We start from the raw sequence: 18643 nt of genomic DNA on the forward strand, positions 1-18643 counted from the left end.
GTGATTAGTCAATATGTTTTTTTACTGTTTGTGATTTTATTAATTTTGGAAGGTGAATTTACTGTGAATACGAATTTAGGGGCTAGAATAGCCGAGTTAAGGAGAAGTCGAAATCTTACCCAATTTAAGCTCGCTGAATCGCTTAACGTTTCAACGAGCATGGTTGCAATGTGGGAAACAGGGCGCAGAGATCCCAGCACAGAAATGATCTCGATTCTAGCCAATTTTTTTAATGTATCTAGCGACTACTTGTTAGGTCTTACGGATGATCCCACAAATGAAGTTAAGACAGAAACCCCCCAAAGCATAAGTGCTTGGCTAAGATCAACTGGTACGGATTTAACTGAAGATGAAAAAGAAGTTCTTGCGGAGGATATGGAAGAATATTTCAAAATGAGAAAAGCTCGCATACTTAAAAAGAGACAATAATGGGAGTGGGTAATCTGATGAATATTCTTGAAAATGATGTACTTGGTCATCCAATAAGTGTTGCAAGAAAATTGTTCAAAAAACTGTATCTTAATAATAACTACAATATATTAGATTTTAGAGCAGATATTGCACTAGCCTTACTAGTCGAAGAAAACAACATTCATTTGGACGCATTTCCATTCAGAAAAGAATCATTTTGCGGCATGCTAGTCATTGATGAATATGAAACAACAATAACATACAATTCTAATCATTCATCCGAAAAGCAAAATTTCACAATTGCGCATGAACTAGGACATTATTATCTACACAGGAATAAGCAATCTCAATTTGTAGATCAAGCCAAGGACATGCTTGATAATAGTATTTTGATATTCGAGCGCCAGGCAAACGCTTTTGCAGCCGAATTAGTACTGCCTGACGATGTAATCAGCCTTATGCTTAGCTATCGATATAACTTTTATAGGATCGCAAAATCAACAAAAATTTCATACGAATGCCTATACTGGAGACTAGTCAATTATTTGACTAACAAATTAAATTTGCTTAGAGAACAAAGTATCGCATTCGTTGAAGATTATAAGAAAGAATCAATCAGGAAAGAACCAGAAAATGCAGCTATTTTCAGAGTTGCCTTTAACTTTGGGTACACGGAAACTGTACACAAAGAACTATTACGACTAACAGGCATGTAGAGAGTAATACAATAAATCAGCCGAACCTTGCAAATAACATTCATCATTTGTAGGGCTGATTTAACATATCCAAATTACCGAACGTTTGTTCGAATAAAAAAGGAGGTACCGAAATGGCAAGTTTCCAGAAGTACAAAACCAAAGACGGTTACAAGTGGATGTACAAGTATTATGGAGCAATTGATCCCCTAACCGGCAAGAAGAAACCGTCAACCAAAAGGGGGTTTAATTCAAAAAAGGAGGCCCAACTGGACGCCGCCATAGTGGAGCTACAGGTAGCCAACGGAACATTTGTTAGCGAAAAGGATACTACATTCTCCGAATTCGCCCCCAAGTGGCTAAAAATTTATAGCAGCACCAAGAATGTTAAAGTCTCCACAGTTCAATCAAGAGAAGTATGCATTCGAAGATTACTGAAGTCTTTTCAACACATTATGTTAAAAGATGTTACCAAGGAAATGTATCAGAACTACTTAATATCTTTGAAAGAGAGTGGTTATTCAAAAGAGACGATCACAAGCACCCACGCCACTGCCAAGATGCTTTTCGGAAAGGCCCACGAATTAGATATAATCAAAGCTAATCCAACTGAAGGGGCAACAATCCCGGCTTTTACTAAAACTGTAGAGGAACTTGAAAAGGAAGAGGAGCTCCCGAAGTATTTTGAGAAGAACGAATTGGTCCAGTTTCTACAGATAGCCAAAGAGCATGGGATGGACAAAGATTATGCTGTTTTCCTAACCCTGGCTTATACGGGCATGCGCGTGGGGGAATTATGTGCCTTAAAGTGGAAAGACGTCAATTTCGAGGAGAAGAGTATAAGCATAACAAAGACTTACTGGAACAAGACAAACAACACTGTTAAATATACCTTGAATACCCCGAAAACAACCACCTCAAAGAGAGTGATACTAGTAAACGACATGGTTGTTGAGGAATTGAAAAAATTAAAGGCCCTTCAAAATAAAGTGAAGATGCAATACCGAAAGGAATACTACGACGGAGACTTCATCTTTGCAAAACTAACTAAGTTCTATGGGTACCCTGAAAAGCAGAAAGTTATTGATATGCGTTTGAAAAGATTACTCAAAATATCCGGCTTTAGTGACTCCCTTACCCCGCATTCCCTAAGACATACACATACGTCACTTCTTGCCGAGGCTGGAGTAGGACTGACTGAAATCATGGAAAGACTTGGCCAAAAGGACGAGAAGATCACCCGAACTGTTTACCTACATGTCACCAAGCAATTAAAAAAGGATGCGGTCGATAAGTTTGATAAACTCATCAACAGCATCTAAGTATGGTCAAAATATGGTCACAGTATATAAATACGCCTTATAACCCTTGTTATATCAAGGTTTGTCTGGTTAGAGGTAAGACCATCTCCGTCTTCCCCGCCCCGGTCACGGCCCAGAGCAGAAAGGAACCCGTCACGGGTTGTCCCGAACCATGAGAACGTCCGACATCTATCTCCCGCCGCACCGACGCGATATACCGCAGGGCATCCGTACTGGCAGCCTCCTGGGCCGGGGCCAGCCCCCACTTCGGGAGACGCGGTCCGAGATCTTCTTCTCGGGCCGCTGTCCCGGACGCTGCCGCCGGAGGGCGGAGGGAAGATCCTGCTACGAGCAGCGAGCAGGAGCGAATGCGTCCCAGGTTCAGACAGTGCGTGCACGTCCGGCATTCCATGCTGCCGCAGGAAGAGCAGGCCGATACCGTCATATCCTCCGTGCTGCCGCATCGGTTGCACCGGTACACCGCGGCAGAAGCTGTTCGCCAGCGGGACATCGCCTTGCTTGCCCAGCGCTTTCCCTCTTCCTCCACCGGCATAATGCCGGCACGAACCTCCAGCCAGCCATGGAGGCAGCCCAGTTGAACGAATGTATGCCTGAGCGGAATCCATTCGTGCCAGCCCTTTTCTTCCATCAGGGAGACAAGCTCTTCGTCCGAGACGAGCCTGCCCTGCAGCGCTTCAGCCAGCCGCCATGCGTCCGCTTGCAGCGAAGCGCGCGGCGCGCCCCCCGCTTCAGGCAGTCGATCAAGTGCGGGCGCCCGCCGGGTGACTCTCTCTTCGATCCGGTACACTGCCGCGCTTTCCGCCACCCGATACGCCTCCTGCCGACATTCCTTGACCGCCTGCGCGTTCGGTTCTGTACCCGGCGCTTCCAAGATCATCACCGTGAACCACTCCTCTTCCCCATGGCGATCGGAATCGGTGAACAGATACAATAATTCACGATAGCTATGCAGCGCATCGCGGTAATATTTCGTCCACCCCCGCTTCCCCCACTGATCCATCTCCTCGCACTCGGCGAAGTCCTCCAGCATCGCCAACCCGATAAATATCGGCAGAGCAGGCTGGAGCACGACCAGCTTCATTCCTCTTCGCTTCCCTCCGTCCTCCGACAGCCAGTAACCTGCATCTACGCGCCAGTCCAACGTCATCCCCGTATGCCATCCGGTCTCCGTTCTTACGGCGTAAACTCTTACTTGCACCCGTTCCCTCTCCTTCCTTAATTCCTCGGCGCCTGTATGTACGGTTGAAGCGCAGTCTCATCCCGTCCAGTACCAACATACAACAAAAAAGCACACCCCACCCGTTGTCACGGGATGGCATGTGCTTCATGCTCAACGCCTAAATTCAATGATTTACCTAGATTGTATACGATACAGCGGCAAATGACAACCCTAATTTGGAAATACTTACAGCAGCTTGCTCTTCTTTGCCTTTTGCAAAAATTTATCGCTCGATTTATTAATCGTCTTTTTCAAGCCGACTCCCAGCACGAACGCAATCCCGATATAAATAAGCAGGATTAACATATGCTTCGTGACGACCGGCCACAGAATGCCCCCGACCGCTTCCCTCATAATCGTGATGGCGTGAGTGAACGGCAAAAACGGGTGCAGCTTCTGGAAGAAGGCCGGTGTCATCTGAATCGGAAAGGTTCCGCCGGAGCTTGCCAACTGGAATACGAGCAGTATGATGGATAATGCTTTCCCGACATTCCCGAAGACGGACACAAGCGTATATACGATCGTGACGAATATGATACTGATGTATATCCCAAACAGGACGAACCAGAATTTATGAAGTACATAGGTTTTCAAAAGAAACATATCACCCAGCGTTACAATCGTCGCCTGCCCGATGCCTAACGTGACAAACGTGAGCAGCCGGCCGAAATAAGCTTCATAGCTTTTGTACTCATGCTTATTCTCAATATCGACAATCAGCATCGAAATCAGGAGCAGTCCGCCGACCCACAACGCCAACGTCGTGAAGAACGGCGACATCGCCGAACCATAATTCGGAATCGGGAACAGGTCATGCTCCTTCAGCAGCACGGGCTCCGCGAAGAAATCACTTTCTTGCTCCGCATCCCCGGTCAGCAGCTTGATGACTTCATCCAAATCGCCCGTTTCTTCAAAAGAACGAATTTTGGCGGCAATATCCCTGACCTTTCTGCTAAGCTCAGGGAACTCTCCGTTCACTTTGTCTAATTCCGTCTCGCCCAAGCGAACCTTGTCCTTCACCTCGGCCAAGGCCGATTCGATTTTCGGAATCGCGGCGAACAGTTCGTTTTCGATTTTCCGGACGAACTCCAGGCCTTGCCGCGATTTTTCCATCGAACGGCGGAAACCTGGGACCACATCCTTATCAATCGTCTCAACCGCATTATCGAGGGAGGCAGCCGCATCCTTCGTGACCGAGCTAATCTGATTCAGCGTATCCTTCGTCGGCTTGTTCGCCTCGCCGGCAAATTCGCTGGCTCGAACTAACGCCTTCGAGATATCTTCCATTCGGCTCTCTACATTCCGCAGCTTCGCAATCACATCCTCAATCGCGCCGTCATCCACGGACCTTTTCATGTTTTCCGCGACATCGATGAGTTTGCTGATCGCATTTTGGCCATCCTTCGTGCGCGCTGCCGCATTTCGAAGCCGATCTTCTACTTTATTAAAATCTTTGGCCAATAATTTATCCGTCAACTTCACGACGGAAGTAGCGGCATCCTGCAATTTGCCCGATTTGTCGCGCGCCTCGTTAATGAGCTTCTCGATCGTGCCGCGGTTTGACTTAAAGCCGGGAGCGATGACATTGTCATAGCTGTCAGCCAGTTGGCCCGCCATAACCTCGGCCTTGTCCAGGAAGTTTCCAATCAGACGGCGCACAAGCTCTGACACATTGTTGTTTTCAAGCTCCGTATTGATTTTATCCAGCAGCTCTTGCAGGCTCCCCGCGTTCGTTTTCATGTTTTTCAACATGTCTATGAGCCATTGATAATCCGTACCCGTTAATTTCGAGAGCTCTTCTGCCTTCTCAATCAGCTTATCGAGCGATCCCAGGCTATTTTCAAGTTGGCTGGCCGCTTCGGATAAAGAGCCCGCTATCTCCTTCCATTTCTCGGCAAGGGCGCTGCCATCTGCTTGCGCAAGCTGGTCCTTCGCCTTTTTGATCAGGTCTTGCACGCGGGTTAATTGCTCCCGGTATCGCTTGCCGGCCTGCTCCATATCATCCAGTGCCTTTGTCAGCGCAGGGACGATGCGATTATCCAGATCCGTCCGGAACTGGCCAATCAGATCATTAATTTTGAGTGCCGTTCGTTGAATTTCCTTCAGCTTGTCCACGGCAAGCTCTTTATTGTCGGCAACGATGCGGCGAGCTCTTTCCAATTGGTTATTTAATTCTTCCAATTTATTTTTCATATCATACAGCGAGGAGACAATGTCATTCATGACCCCGCCAGCGGTTAGAGAATGATTGACGCCCTCGATTCTCGTAATCAGCTTCTGCAATGACCATATCCCTGAATTCAGTTCATCGCTTTTTTTGCTCAGTTCCTGTTCCACGACACGGAGATCAAGGTTCGAATTAATTGCATCGGTCATCGCCGACATTTCCGTCATCGTGTTTTGCAAAGCCTGCAAATCCTTTTTGACGACCGGAATGGTCTTCTCAAAGGTTTCGTCTCCCTTATCCAGGAACCGTTCCACATCGGAATCAACAGCCTCTTTTTTCTCTTTTTCGAAATCCTTGATTAAAGAAATCGCCGTTTCCGCTTTTTTGATAATGTCGTTCGCTTTTATTAAATCGACTTGGCCTTTCCGAATCATGCTTTCAATTTCCGGAATATTCTCTTCCAATTTGAAAAGATTGTCCTTCATTTTCAAAATCGAAGGCTTGTTCCCTTGCAGTTCCACGCCAATCTCATTGAAAATTTCAAAGATGGCGCCGTTGGCCTCTTTCACGAAATTGCTCCGGATCGTTGACGTTACCCCCGTCGCCCCGGCCGATGTCACCTTCGGCGCAATTGCGTTCACCTTCTGATTAATAAAATAATCTAGTTCGGCCTTCTCAGGGTGACTTGAAATGACAGAGGTTAACCTCTCGGAGAAGTCTTCCGGAATGACGATGGCCGCATAATAGTCTCCGTGGTTGACGCCTTCCATCGCATCCTCTTTATCCACGAACCGCCATCCTAATTTATCGTTCTCCTTTAACGACTCGATGACCTTCTCGCCCACGTTGATGCTTTTATCCTGGACCTCGGAACCCTTATCCAGATTGACAACGGCCACGGAGACATCCTTCGTATTGGCGTACGGATCCCAGGACGGAAGAATATTGAACCAGGCATATAAAGAAGGGAGAATAACTACCGCCAAAATAACAATAATTGCAGCCGGATTTTTAATAATGTTGCGAAGGTCTGTTATGTAAATTTTCAATATATTCATTGTTCACCATACCCTGTCTTAAGCTGTTAATGTAATAAATCATTTGCCGAATAAATCTTTCCCCAGAACCCCAGAACTAATTTGGATATTTAGTCAGATGTTCTAGCTATTATACTTGTTCTAGTAGCAAACTGCAAGGAACCCCTTCTAAAATATGTATTTTTCTATCCAAATATCACTCGTATCCCTCTCATAAAACAAAAAAAGATGCCTCCCATGTAAGCAAGCCTGCGGCAACAGGCTCACAGAAGCATCCTCCAACAATACGGCTCGATTATATCGATTGCAAAAGCAACGCAACACGGAATGAGTCCCTGCTTGTCAGTATATCTTGGAGAGGCGATAGGGCGTACCTTAAAATGCACCTACTAGTATACTACAAAACATATCCATTTTATAGTAATCAAAACTATGAAGATGAATGAAACATTGCCCGGATCGGGTTCACACGAAGCAAAATGAAATCAACGCAAAACCTTGCCCCTGTCCGGGCTTTATTCTTTCGGATTGTGCCGAACCTTTGCCGCACAGAACCTGTTCAGATAGCGCTTCCAGACATAAAAGGAACCTTGCGCAGATCCTCCGCCCGATTCAAACGGACAACGACAAAAGCTTCGGCGGGCTGTGTCGACTCCAGGTCATCCAGGACCCGATCCACTTCCGCCGGCGTTATGACCACCGCATTCCAGCTTATTCGCGCTCCCCGGACCGCACGCTCGGCGATTGCCAGCGTTGCATCCGTCGATCCGCAGTCCAGCAGTGTCATATGCAGTTGCCGCCCTCGTAACCAAGTATAGAAACCAAAGGCCCGTACCATCCATTCAATGTGGCGTTCATCATTCTCGCTTACGATGACAACATGCATCCATGGCGCAGGACGAGAGCCCCGCACCAGCTTCTGCCACCCATGCGCGAGATGAACGGCCGCCACCGCTATCCCATAGCATCCGATAATCCAACATAGCATCGCGATCATGCGGCCACCTCCCTTTGTAACACTGTATGCCGAAGGAGATGGCAGGGTGACGGACGAGAATCGCGAATCTGCCCCAACATGAAAAAAGGACGCACTTCCAGCGCCCGGCAAGCCTTCTCGGCTTCGGTGCCGAGAAGCTTCGACTTGGAAATGCGTCCTCTGTAATGACCACCAACGATTACAACGTGACCCAACCGTTTTTAATGGAGTTAATGACCGCTTGCGTCCGATCGTCAACCTCCATTTTTTGCAGAATGCTGCTGACATGGTTCTTGACGGTCTTCTCGCTGATGAACAAGTATTCTCCAATCATCTTGTTGCTCTTGCCTTCCGCCATCAGGCGGAGCACTTCGGCCTCACGGCGAGTAAGCGGGTTATCTTCCGCCGCCACGAAGCGCACGCCCGAATCATGGGAGGATTGATTGCTCACGACGCCATGCCCGTCCAGAATCGTCATTCGGCGCAGCTGTTGAATCAGCTTGCCCGTCACCTTCGGATGAATGAATGCATAGCCGCTTACGACCGATCGGATCGCGTTGATCAGCGACTCGGCCTCCATATCCTTGAGCAGATAGCCGGATGCGCCCTTGCGCAGCGTCTCGAATACATAGCTCTCGTCGTCATGAATGGATAGAATGATGACTTTGACATCCGGGAAAATATCGCGAAGACGCTCGGTGGCGACGACGCCGTTCTCTACCGGCATATTGATGTCCATCAGGACGACGTCCGGCACTTCCTTGTTGCAGAATTCCACAACCTGAATCCCGTCGCCGCATTCCCCGATGACTTCCAGATCGTCCTCCATGTTCAAAATCCGTTTCAAACCTTCGCGAAAAAGCTGATGATCGTCAGCAAGGAGTACTTTGATGCTAGGCTTTTCCTGTGTTCGATGCTCCATAGATTTACTCCTCTCTCTTCTCCACATTTGTCGGAATTTGTATCACGATTCGCGTGCCGCGGTTCTCGGCGGAATAGATCTCCATGTGGCCTTCGAGCAGTTCGACACGCTCCTTCATCCCAAGCAGACCGAAATGCATATGTTCCTTCGATTTGACCTCCAAGGAATCCAGCTTGAAGCCGAATCCGTTATCCCGAACGACAACCCGCACCTCCTCCGGCTCATAGGTCAGTTCACAGGTCACGTTCGTCGGATGCCCATGCTTGGCCGCATTGGTGAACGCCTCCTGTACCAGCCTGTATATGGCCGCCTCCATCGCCGACTTCAACCGGCGCTCATGCCCCCGAATCTCGAAGGAGGTCCGAATCCGGTTCTTCTCCTCATAATCATGAATGAACTTGCGCAATGTCGGCACCAGCCCCAAATCATCGAGGGCCATCGGCCGCAAATTGTATATAATCTTCCGAATTTCCTCCAGACCGAATCGCACTTGCGATCGTAAATCTACTATTTCGTGCTTCACCGACTGAAAATCCTGCTTCGATATCATTCTTTCTACAATTTCCGTCCTCAGCACTAGATTGGCTAATGACTGAGCCGGACCGTCATGAATCTCCCGGGCGATCCGCTTGCGCTCCTCTTCCTGGGCCAGAATAATCTTCAGGCCAAGAAGCTGGCGATTCTTCGCCGATTCGAGAATGCGGGTCACTTGACCCAGATCTCCGGACAGATACTCCAGCGCCACGCTCATCTGGGAACCAATCGTCTCCGCACGTTCAATCGATCCCTCCACGGCGCGCAGCCGCTTCTGCAGATCGTCCCTGCGGGTCTTCAGGTAGCCTTCCTTCTCACGGTATATCATCAGTTCCAGCTGCAACTGCGTTGCTTTCTCATAAGCTAGCTTAATATCCTCTTCCGTGTAGCGGACAAAGTCTCGGCTTACCTCGGTCAAACGCAAACGAGCCAGACGATATTTCCGTTCCAGCTCGTCCACTTTATCGCAAATTTCCGCCGTCTGATTCAACACTTCCTGAAGCTCGTGGCTCATCGTGACGGCTTCATTCCGGGAGGAATCCAATATTTCAAATATTTGATATTTGCTTTCTTCCATGACTTTAATGGCGTTTTTTATCACGCGATCAATGTTTCCGACCTGATTGTCCACTAACGCTCCGTCTCCTTGACTTTAGAGGATGAATTGGATATTCATCCTTTATCATACCATATTAACGGATAGTAATGGACTTCGTTTTTTTATCCCATTTTACAGATAGGCCTAATTGTTCCGACACCAATCGCAGAGGGACTAAAGTACGACCTTGCCGGACGATCGGAGCGACATCGGACTTACTTTTTTTCCCGTTCTGGGTAAACGTCTTCTCCCCCACGATCATATCGATCATCGAATTGCCGCGCAGCGCGGTCACCCGGCTCGTCTTCCCATCCCAGTCGGTATCTCCGCCGAATGCGTCAATAATCGTGCGCACCGGCACGTAAGTGACGTTATTCAAGACCAGCGGAGCGACATCGAGCTGCTGCTTCTCCCCGTTCAGTTGGGCTGTCTTGCTGCCTACCGTCAATTCCATTGTCGGGCGGCTCAATACCGCGTCCGTTCCGGCCGGAAGCTTGACGATTAGATTATCGATCGCAACCGTGCCCTGCGGCACCCGTTCATCTTGATCCTCTTTTGGATTATATAAATAAATGCGCTTCAGCTTCGCTTCGGATGATAGATTCAGAGCGGCCAAATCGGTCTCTACCGTCTTCCAGCCCTCCCAGTTCACCGACTCCACAATGCCGATATAGTGCGCCTTGGAGCCGTCGTGAATCTCCATACGCAAATTGTTGAAGCTGTTATCTCCATAGACGTCCAGCTTCATTCCGCTCGTTCCGCCCGGCAAGGCAACCCCGCTGCCGCCGTTCAATTCGGCATAAGCGAACTTGTCGCCGGTTCCGGACGTCATGTCATAGGTCAGCTTGAGCACCTTATCATTAGCGGAGCGGCCGCCGAACCCGCCTTCCACCGTCACCTTGCCCGTTGTCGCGTTCTTCGGCAGGCCCGAGAACGCGACCGGATAGTTGACCGCATTGAAGTCTTCGAGCTTCTTCTCCGCTCCCGGAGTAAGCGGAATCATCGCCCGCATGCCATCATAGCTCGCAATCGCGTACCCGATCTTTCCGCCCTCTGGCACGGAATCGACCTGAAGGACGCCATCGGCGACCGTACCCTTGAATCCGCGCAGCTCCCATTGCACGGAGCTGGTTGGCAGCGTGGCGGTACTGCCATCCTGCAGCGTCACCTTGACCGGCAGCGCAGCCTTCGTGCCGGCAACCAACGGGGCCGAAGAAGCGCCTATGCGAATTTCGTCGATCTGATCCGCCCCGATGACCTGTACCTTCTCTGTCGTCTTCGCCCCTCCTGACGTCGCCGTGACCTCCGCGGTTCCGGCCTTCATCGCCGTGAAGGCGGAGCCGTTCCATTTCAGCTTGTCATTGCTGGAGCTCCACTTGATGTCAGCGGTTGAGGCATCAACCGGATTGTAATACTGGTCATAAGCCTTCAAGCTAAAGGTTGCTTGCTGGCCGATGAACAGGGTCTTGTCTCCGGCCAGGGTCATGCCCTTGACTTCTCCCTTCGGAGCGGTCGTATACACGCCGATTCCGTTGACGACCGAACGAATATTATTGCCGCCTTCCTTCGTCTCGAAGGTCAGCTTCGTCTCCGTCTCGCCCAGCGGACGGTTGGCCATCGTCGTCGAGCCGCCCCCGTCCAGGTTGACCGCACGCCAGATGCCGGCCTCTGCCAAAGCCTGCTGGAATTCCTTCAATGTCAATCCCGAGCTGACGCTATTCGATTGAGCCGTAACGAGATAGGCATAGCGCCCGTCCTTCGAATAGCCGACTGCCGTTCTCGCCGTTGCCGACCCGCCGCTGATTCCGCCCGTATCGCGGGTGAAGCTGACGGTCTTGCCATTGTCGACGAGCAACGTATGGCCGCTTATCATCATCTGGAAGGAGGAAGGATCGACCGACTGGCCATTGCTCCGCGCGATGAGATGATAGTTCGCCTCCACGCTTGCCCCGACCTGCAGATTGCTCCGCATGAACTGCGCCGCCGTTCCGTGTCCGCGCAAAATGTAGCCATCCTCCGGAACCTCGATCGGCAGCGGGCCCGATTCCGATATTTGTTCCACCACGCCGTTCCGGACCAGCGCCTCGGTCGGAGTCGTCGAGCTGTCATTCGGACGGACCGTTCCCTTCCAAGCGCTCGTATAAATATACAACGCGTTGATATGGCTGTGCTGGCCGCCCGGCTCTTTATTGTATTTCATCTTGTTAATGCCCGCGAGCGGGAACGTCTGGCCATCCGGCAGGTGCACGCTGCCTTCGAACCGGTATTGATCGATGGTCGGCGTGCCGTCCTGCTTGACCGCGAAGGCATACATGCCCTGCAACTCCGCAGGGCTCGTGATCAGGACCCCGTCATCAATCGAGGCGCCCATCGGCACGCGATCCGAGCTCATCATCCAGTAGTCTCCGTTTACGCCCGCCACTGCCCCGGTTTCCTTTGTCATTCGCGTTACCGTCTGGCCAACCGCCGTCTGGCCGTTCTGGCCGGTCATGACATCGAGCTTGATGTACGGATTTTTCAGATCCGCCTCAATAATATTGAGAATGGTCGTATACGTCTTGCTATTGCGAACCGTCTTATATTGATAGGTGACGAGCTTCGCTCCCGAGGTGATAATCTCCTCGTTCAACTTCTTGAGCGATTGAACGGATCCGCTCGCTTCAACGACCGCCGGAGTTCCCCAACCCCAGCCTGCTGCCGGCTGCATCAACAGCGCTCCCGACAACACCAATACAACGGCTACCCGGACACCCGCGTGCCGCTTCGGCATCCGCCCATCGGATGCTTCGATTCTCTTCATGTTTCTACTCTCCCATTTCCTTGCTAGTATGTAATTTGACAACTGTGAAGACATTAAACCTATAAACTCTATTACATATAGACGACTCTATTCTACTAAAAGTTGCGTTTCTGTAACCAAATATCCTATATTTCCCGGGACATATAACGACAAAAAGCCCCATCCTCTGTTTCCGACAAAGGATGGGGCTTTGTAAAATAGATTAGAAGTTGATCGTAATATGATCGATCGACAGCAACAACCGGCGCAGCAGGATCGCCGCTTGGGCTCTCGTTGCCGAGCCTTTCGGATCGAATTTGTCCCGCTTCACGCCTTGAATCAGGCCTGATTGCACGGCTTGAGCCACAGTAGGAGCCCCAAGTCTCGTAATGTGCTTGCTGTCTTTGAATACGCTCAGCACCGTCGTTGTCGTCCGCGGCAGACTATGTCCGGCCGCCTCCGACGCCCGTACCATCATCTGCGTCAATTGCTCCCGGGTGATGCTGTCGTTCGGCTTGAAGGTGCCGTCCGGGAACCCGCTGATAATGCCAGCCTTAATCGCTGCGCCGATATAGGCGCCGTTGATCGTGGAATTGCTCACATCCGGGAAGCGCTTGGCCGCTTCCGCATTCGGTTCCAGTCCGAGAGCCCGCGAGATGGCAACAGCGAATTCCTCCCGCGTAATCGGCTTGTTCGGCTCGAACTTCGTGCTGCTGCGTCCTTCCATAATCATTTTGGCAGACATGGCCGTCATATCATTGTTAGCCCAATGGCTCGTCACATCGATATAGACTTTGTTGCCGATTGTCAACGCGGCAATCACGCTCTTCTTCACCTTGGTTACGCCAACCGTGACCGTACCGGAGCGGTACAGCTTCGTCGGAAGATAGGCCAGTTGGCTGTTGCTCGTCTGATACTCGACAATCGCGGTCCGATTCGCCGTAACCGTATCGGTCGTTCTTATTTTAATGACGGCTTCCATATTCAACTCGGTCAATCCGCTGACCTGGCTGCCGGAATAGCCATATAACGTAAACTGATGCGCTTGCACCAACGCGGTCGCCTGTACCCGGCTCAACGCATTCACGATGTTGGTCTGCTGCGATTGGGCGGGCTCAATCTCGATCAGCAAGTAAGAGTTCGAGATCGAGCCTTTCAAGCTCTGCACGATCTGAATAATCGTATCGCGGCTAATCGTGATGCCATACAGCGTGTTCCCATACTTGATGGCGAACAGCACCGGGTCCTTCGCGATATAGGCGGAATCGAACGCGCTCAACGGAATGGACACCCGTGCCGCTGTCTCTCCCGATGGCACTTCATACATCAGCTGCTTATCCGCGCCGCCCGAGGTGGCCACGAACTGAAAGGCGGTCTTCAGCTTGTTCGCGTCCAACGTATAGCGGTTGACCACTTGCCCGCTGGTGGCGCGGTCGGAGGACTTCTGCGCCGCATCATCCACGAGCACGTACATGGAGTCGATAAAGGAGGTATCTTTCGCCAGCTTGACGAAATTGGCCCCTGCCAAGTCCTCCAGGCTTACCGTCACGTTCATATTGCTGAACGTCTTAATCTCCACGCCCGATGTCGATCGGATGGCTCTCGTACCGCCTCCGTTATAACTTACGGTCAACTCGTCCGCCTTCGCTGGCGGATTTAACAGCTCGATGGTTACCTTCGTGCCGCTGACATTCACCTGTCTGACCGACACCAATTGACTGCCGGCACGGACATAGAATGGTCCGTTAGAGGAGAACTGCATGCTCTCCAGCGTTTTGTTGAACGTCAATACGATCGAAGGCGAGGTCCAATTCGCCGATTGCACGATCGGCGTGTCGCTGTCCGTCGTATTGCCGACAGAGATAAGGTTCAGGTTCACGGCGAAATTTCCGTTCAGATCTTTTAGCTGCGGATAGCCCCGGACATAGGACACCGTCACGATGTCAGTCTTGAGTACGGCCGATTGCAGCGTAAGAAACACCTTGTTCTCTTTAATTTCGACCTTTGTTACATACCGTGCCTTCTCATTCACTAGGACCGAGAAATGGCTCACCAACGGGATAGAGTTTATATCAAGCGCCTTATTATAGGTCAGCGTCAACCGATTCCCCGTAACGCCTGTCTCCGTTAGCTGAGGAGGCTGCTTATCATGCGTATTGCGCACGAAGACGCCCTCAAAGGCTGAAATTCTTCCTCCACGCGTATCCTCCAGCGGGTAACTGCCTGGCGTGTAGCTAACCTTCACCACTTCACCATCCGAGGCATACCGATTCAGCGTAAGGTAGATGTACGACCCGCTATTTGTAATTTTATCGATACCGACAGCAGATCCATTGAACGTAACGGTGAACTGGCTGTACGCGTTTGTGGATACGCTCTTTAACGACTCATTCAAGATGATGACTAATTTATCATTCGTAACAAAGCTCTCTCTTACATTCGTGAGAGAGGAAGTGACTTTATTTTCTACATTACGGGCGCTGAAGGCGGCAGCCGAATTGCCCAATACATCTCGAACAAGCTTGAACTTCCCGGCATAACTAATACGGACATCCTGCCCCACGGAGACGCCGCTCTCCAGAGAAACATATACATAATTGCCTGACGTATACGCATTGTCTACCCGGCGTTGCTGATTGTTTACCGTGACCGTAAATTCATTCGCTGGGGGATTCGCGGTCGAGTCCAGTGCTTTATTGTACCGAATTTGTATGATCGAGCTATTATACATTTTGATGTCTTCAACCGCCGGCGGATTGCGATCCGTTGCTCCAGTCGAAAATGTCCATGCATTAGAGAGACCCTGGAATTCATTACCCGATCGATCCTTTACGGCCCCGCGTGCAATATTTACGGTATAGACTGTATTATCCTGCAATCTGCCGTTATTGCCTTTCAGAAGAATCCAAAGCTCTTTTTCATTATTGATTCGGACATCAATCGATTCCTTTATCGAACTGCCCTGCCGAATCAGTTCTACTCCGGAACCGGTATATATAATCGGTTTATTGAATGTAGCGATAATTACATTTGATACCGACACCCCAGCTGTATTCCGCGATGGGTAAAAAGTGGTAATTGTTGGAGCCGACGTGTCAATGGGAACCGTCTGAAAGCTCCAAGAATCGGCTTTTGTTGTAAAATAACCGTCGGCATTGCGGAAGGCTCCCGCCGGTATTTCAATCGTATATGTTTGATTCTGTTCCAATGACAGTGCGTTGGATTGAAGCATAGTTGTGCCGCCGCCTGTTAAAGAAGTAACCAAAATTTTATGTTTAATCTTCCCATCGGACGATTTAATCAAAATTTCGCCGCTTCCTTGGTAGGCTGGCTTATCAAACGTGAGCTCCAGCCGCATCGTTTGGGCTGCTCCCGGGCCCGGGGCCGGGACTCTTTTCACGATCGAAGGCGGAGTTGTATCTGTTCCGCGCGCCGTCTCAAAATACCACTTCGCCGCATCTGAAATTCCCTCAACCGGAGTTCCATCCAATTCGATGAAAGCTCCTTCAGGCATTCTAATATAATAGGCGGTTCCTGCATCCAGCTTATACTTGATTGTATAGGCCGCTACTGTCCCATTTGCTCTCAATTCAAAGTCGGAAGCTCGAATTTCGGCAACAATTTTACCAGTACTTAATGAAATGATCTCGATCAATCCAGAGCCCGCTTTGACCGGCTGCTTAAAGGTAATTTCAAGACTCGGGGTGACACTAACCTCCTTCCCTTGCGGAGAATAGGATTCCACTTGCGGTTCAGACTTGACCGTAAATGACCAGGACTGCGTCTCATTAAATTTGTTAGTCGACTGTGTATAGAACATAAGGCGATCAATGGTAACATCATAAGTCGCCCCCCGCTCCAGAGGCGGCATACCGGACAGCGTAAAGGTCTGGTTATCAGCCGTGGTCACAAGGCCGCTGCTATCCTTGCCGTCCTGCGAAAACTTCCACGGTGTTCCTCCGCCCCGTTTCGTGACGGTAACAAATCCATTGACCATCACCATCGGTTGTGTGAACGAAAATTGGATAGGCGAGTTAAGCGGGACTACAGCCTGCCCTGTCGCTGTAATGCTTGGATCTGTGACAGCTTCCGCGCGCACGATCCCAGGTCCCCATCCTATCGCTCCACTTATCAGTATCACGATGGCAAGTAAGGCCGAGAGCCATCTCTTCATTGCTGTTTGCTCCTTTCCTTCCGAAAGACAGTTGTACTTTATTTGTCGGACAGAAAGGGTAATTTTTTTAGAATAGAGGGTAAGTTATCTCCGAAAACAAAAAACCTTCTTCCGCCCTATATAGCAGAAGAAGGTATTTATATCCATTATGCCCCGGCTTGCTCGCGGAGCGCATCGGCTTTGTCGGTGCGTTCCCACGGAAGATCGACATCCGTACGTCCGAAGTGGCCGTATGCAGCCGTTTGCTTATAAATCGGACGGCGCAGGTCCAGCATATTGATAATACCGGCTGGACGCAAATCGAAGTTATTTTTAATAAGTTCAACGAGCTTTTCTTCACTTACTTTGCCCGTTCCGTACGTATCTACGCTAATCGATACCGGATTCGCTACGCCGATGGCATACGCGAGCTGGATTTCGCACTTATCAGCCAGACCCGCCGCTACGATGTTTTTAGCCACATAGCGGGCCGCATACGCCGCAGAACGGTCTACCTTGGTTGGATCCTTGCCAGAAAATGCGCCGCCGCCATGGCGCGCATAGCCGCCGTACGTATCGACGATGATTTTGCGTCCGGTCAATCCGGCATCGCCTTGAGGGCCGCCAATAACAAAGCGTCCGGTTGGATTGATAAAGTATTTCGTTTTCTCGTCCAGCCATTCTGCCGGCACGACAGGCGCGATAACGTGTTCACGAATATCTTTCTGGATTTGTTCCAGCGTCGCTTCTTCCGCATGCTGCGTCGATACGACGATTGTGTCTACACGCACTGGTTTGCCATCCATATATTCAATCGTAACTTGCGTTTTACCGTCCGGACGAAGGTAAGGCAGCGTACCATCTTTGCGCACCTCGGACAGACGGCGTGCAATCCGGTGAGACAGCGCAATCGGCAGCGGCATCAATTCGGGCGTCTCATTCGAAGCGAAGCCGAACATCAAGCCTTGGTCTCCCGCTCCGATATTCGCCGTCTCTTGCTGCATTTCGCTTTCGTTACGAGTTTCAATCGCTGCATTCACCCCTTGGGCGATATCAGGGGACTGCTCATTGAGCGAGGTCAAAACGGCACACGTACTATAATCGAAGCCATACTTGGCACGTGTATAACCGATTTCCTTAATGGTATTCCGCACAATGGATGGAATATCCACATAATCCGCCTTGGTGCTGATTTCACCGATTACAAGTACCAATCCCGTAGCAACGGATACTTCACATGCAACCCGAGCATTCGGATCGTTTGCCAAAAAGGCGTCCAACACCGCATCGGAAATCTGGTCGCATATTTTATCCGGGTGTCCTTCGGTTACGGACTCGGATGTGAACAGATGGCGTCCTTTCAATGACATAGGACTCGACCTCCTAACCCTTAATATGGCTCCCTTGTGAGCAGCCTAAACAAAAAACGAACCTTTTCCTTCATGGAAAAGGTTGTTATACCAGCCTTCGAAAAATCATAATACTTGATTTGTCGGGTCCTGTCAATGAATGAACAAAAAGTTCTTCTGCCTATTTTTGCCGCAACGCATGGGTCACGAGACGCTTCGTAATCTCGCCGCCAACGGAGCCTGCATCACGTGAGGTTAGATGCCCCCAGTCATCGCGATGGGCCGCAGGTTGGGCGGGCAGGCTGCCCAGTTCAGATGCAAATTCCGTATCCATCCCCAAGTAAGCCCCTTGATGAGCCACAGGCAGTCCGAATTCGGCAGCAATTTCATATTTCATTTGATAAAGTGCATTTTTACTGTCAGGAACCAGCTTTTTTCTCGCCACGGAATGATTCCTCCTTCAGGTATCGTTATACCTATT

Annotated in this window: 12 protein-coding genes; 3 read left to right on the plus strand and 9 right to left on the minus strand. The window is 50.1% G+C overall.

Features of this window, described 5'->3' with window-relative positions:
- The first annotated feature begins 63 nt into the window (after window positions 1-63).
- The 3 genes from L6439_RS25830 to L6439_RS25840 all read left to right on the plus strand — a co-directional run bounded on the left by L6439_RS25830 (window position 64) and on the right by L6439_RS25840 (window position 2428).
- On the plus strand, window positions 64-429 hold the full coding sequence (locus L6439_RS25830) for a helix-turn-helix domain-containing protein (RefSeq protein ID WP_213469906.1): 366 nt from the start codon (window positions 64-66) through the stop codon (window positions 427-429).
- A gap of 17 nt (window positions 430-446) precedes the next feature.
- Window positions 447-1127 (plus strand): ImmA/IrrE family metallo-endopeptidase, encoded by a 681-nt coding sequence (locus L6439_RS25835; protein ID WP_213469904.1) that lies wholly within the window; start codon window positions 447-449, stop codon window positions 1125-1127.
- Window positions 1128-1240: 113 nt separating this feature from the next.
- Window positions 1241-2428 (plus strand): site-specific integrase, encoded by a 1188-nt coding sequence (locus L6439_RS25840; RefSeq protein ID WP_213469902.1) that lies wholly within the window; start codon window positions 1241-1243, stop codon window positions 2426-2428.
- A gap of 49 nt (window positions 2429-2477) precedes the next feature.
- Here L6439_RS25840 and L6439_RS25845 read toward each other — a convergent pair whose 3' ends face one another.
- The 9 genes from L6439_RS25845 to L6439_RS25885 form a co-directional block, all read right to left on the minus strand.
- On the minus strand, window positions 2478-3626 hold the full coding sequence (locus tag L6439_RS25845) for a hypothetical protein (protein WP_213469900.1): 1149 nt from the start codon (window positions 3624-3626) through the stop codon (window positions 2478-2480).
- 207 nt (window positions 3627-3833) lie between these two features.
- Window positions 3834-6872, minus strand: a complete 3039-nt coding sequence (locus L6439_RS25850) for a YhgE/Pip domain-containing protein (protein WP_213469898.1) — start codon at window positions 6870-6872, stop codon at window positions 3834-3836.
- Between the two features lie 538 nt (window positions 6873-7410).
- Window positions 7411-7848: a glycosyltransferase gene (locus L6439_RS25855; protein WP_213469896.1), complete on the minus strand. Its 438-nt coding sequence runs from the start codon at window positions 7846-7848 to the stop codon at window positions 7411-7413.
- A gap of 178 nt (window positions 7849-8026) precedes the next feature.
- Window positions 8027-8749 carry a response regulator gene (locus L6439_RS25860; protein ID WP_006674801.1) on the minus strand — a complete coding sequence of 241 codons (723 nt, stop codon included), beginning with the start codon at window positions 8747-8749 and terminating at the stop codon, window positions 8027-8029.
- Between the two features lie 4 nt (window positions 8750-8753).
- Complete coding sequence (locus L6439_RS25865) at window positions 8754-9860, minus strand: sensor histidine kinase (RefSeq protein ID WP_206765715.1); 1107 nt, start codon at window positions 9858-9860, stop codon at window positions 8754-8756.
- A gap of 115 nt (window positions 9861-9975) precedes the next feature.
- Entirely contained in the window at window positions 9976-12681 is a 2706-nt protein-coding gene (locus tag L6439_RS25870) for a stalk domain-containing protein (RefSeq protein WP_213469893.1), read from the minus strand.
- A 202-nt stretch (window positions 12682-12883) separates the two neighbouring features.
- On the minus strand, window positions 12884-16834 hold the full coding sequence (locus tag L6439_RS25875; protein ID WP_213469890.1) for a SwmB domain-containing protein: 3951 nt from the start codon (window positions 16832-16834) through the stop codon (window positions 12884-12886).
- Window positions 16835-16980: 146 nt separating this feature from the next.
- Window positions 16981-18183 (minus strand): methionine adenosyltransferase, encoded by a 1203-nt coding sequence (gene metK, locus L6439_RS25880; RefSeq protein ID WP_213469888.1) that lies wholly within the window; start codon window positions 18181-18183, stop codon window positions 16981-16983.
- Window positions 18184-18343: 160 nt separating this feature from the next.
- Window positions 18344-18607, minus strand: a complete 264-nt coding sequence (locus L6439_RS25885) for an alpha/beta-type small acid-soluble spore protein (RefSeq protein ID WP_168179137.1) — start codon at window positions 18605-18607, stop codon at window positions 18344-18346.
- Between the last annotated feature and the right edge of the window lie 36 nt (window positions 18608-18643).

Source organism: Paenibacillus dendritiformis (assembly GCF_021654795.1).
Taxonomy (GTDB): domain Bacteria; phylum Bacillota; class Bacilli; order Paenibacillales; family Paenibacillaceae; genus Paenibacillus_B.

What these genes read in the sequence shown, in the direction of transcription:
- L6439_RS25860 (WP_006674801.1), bottom strand. Translation starts at nt 8,749, where the DNA reads ATGGAGCATCGAACACAGGAAAAGCCTAGCATCAAAGTACTCCTTGCT.
- L6439_RS25840 (WP_213469902.1), top strand. Translation starts at nt 1,241, where the DNA reads ATGGCAAGTTTCCAGAAGTACAAAACCAAAGACGGTTACAAGTGGATG.
- L6439_RS25865 (WP_206765715.1), bottom strand. Translation starts at nt 9,860, where the DNA reads ATGGAAGAAAGCAAATATCAAATATTTGAAATATTGGATTCCTCCCGG.
- L6439_RS25850 (WP_213469898.1), bottom strand. Translation starts at nt 6,872, where the DNA reads ATGAATATATTGAAAATTTACATAACAGACCTTCGCAACATTATTAAA.
- L6439_RS25875 (WP_213469890.1), bottom strand. Translation starts at nt 16,834, where the DNA reads ATGAAGAGATGGCTCTCGGCCTTACTTGCCATCGTGATACTGATAAGT.
- L6439_RS25855 (WP_213469896.1), bottom strand. Translation starts at nt 7,848, where the DNA reads ATGATCGCGATGCTATGTTGGATTATCGGATGCTATGGGATAGCGGTG.
- metK (WP_213469888.1), bottom strand. Translation starts at nt 18,183, where the DNA reads ATGTCATTGAAAGGACGCCATCTGTTCACATCCGAGTCCGTAACCGAA.
- L6439_RS25835 (WP_213469904.1), top strand. Translation starts at nt 447, where the DNA reads ATGAATATTCTTGAAAATGATGTACTTGGTCATCCAATAAGTGTTGCA.
- L6439_RS25870 (WP_213469893.1), bottom strand. Translation starts at nt 12,681, where the DNA reads ATGAAGAGAATCGAAGCATCCGATGGGCGGATGCCGAAGCGGCACGCG.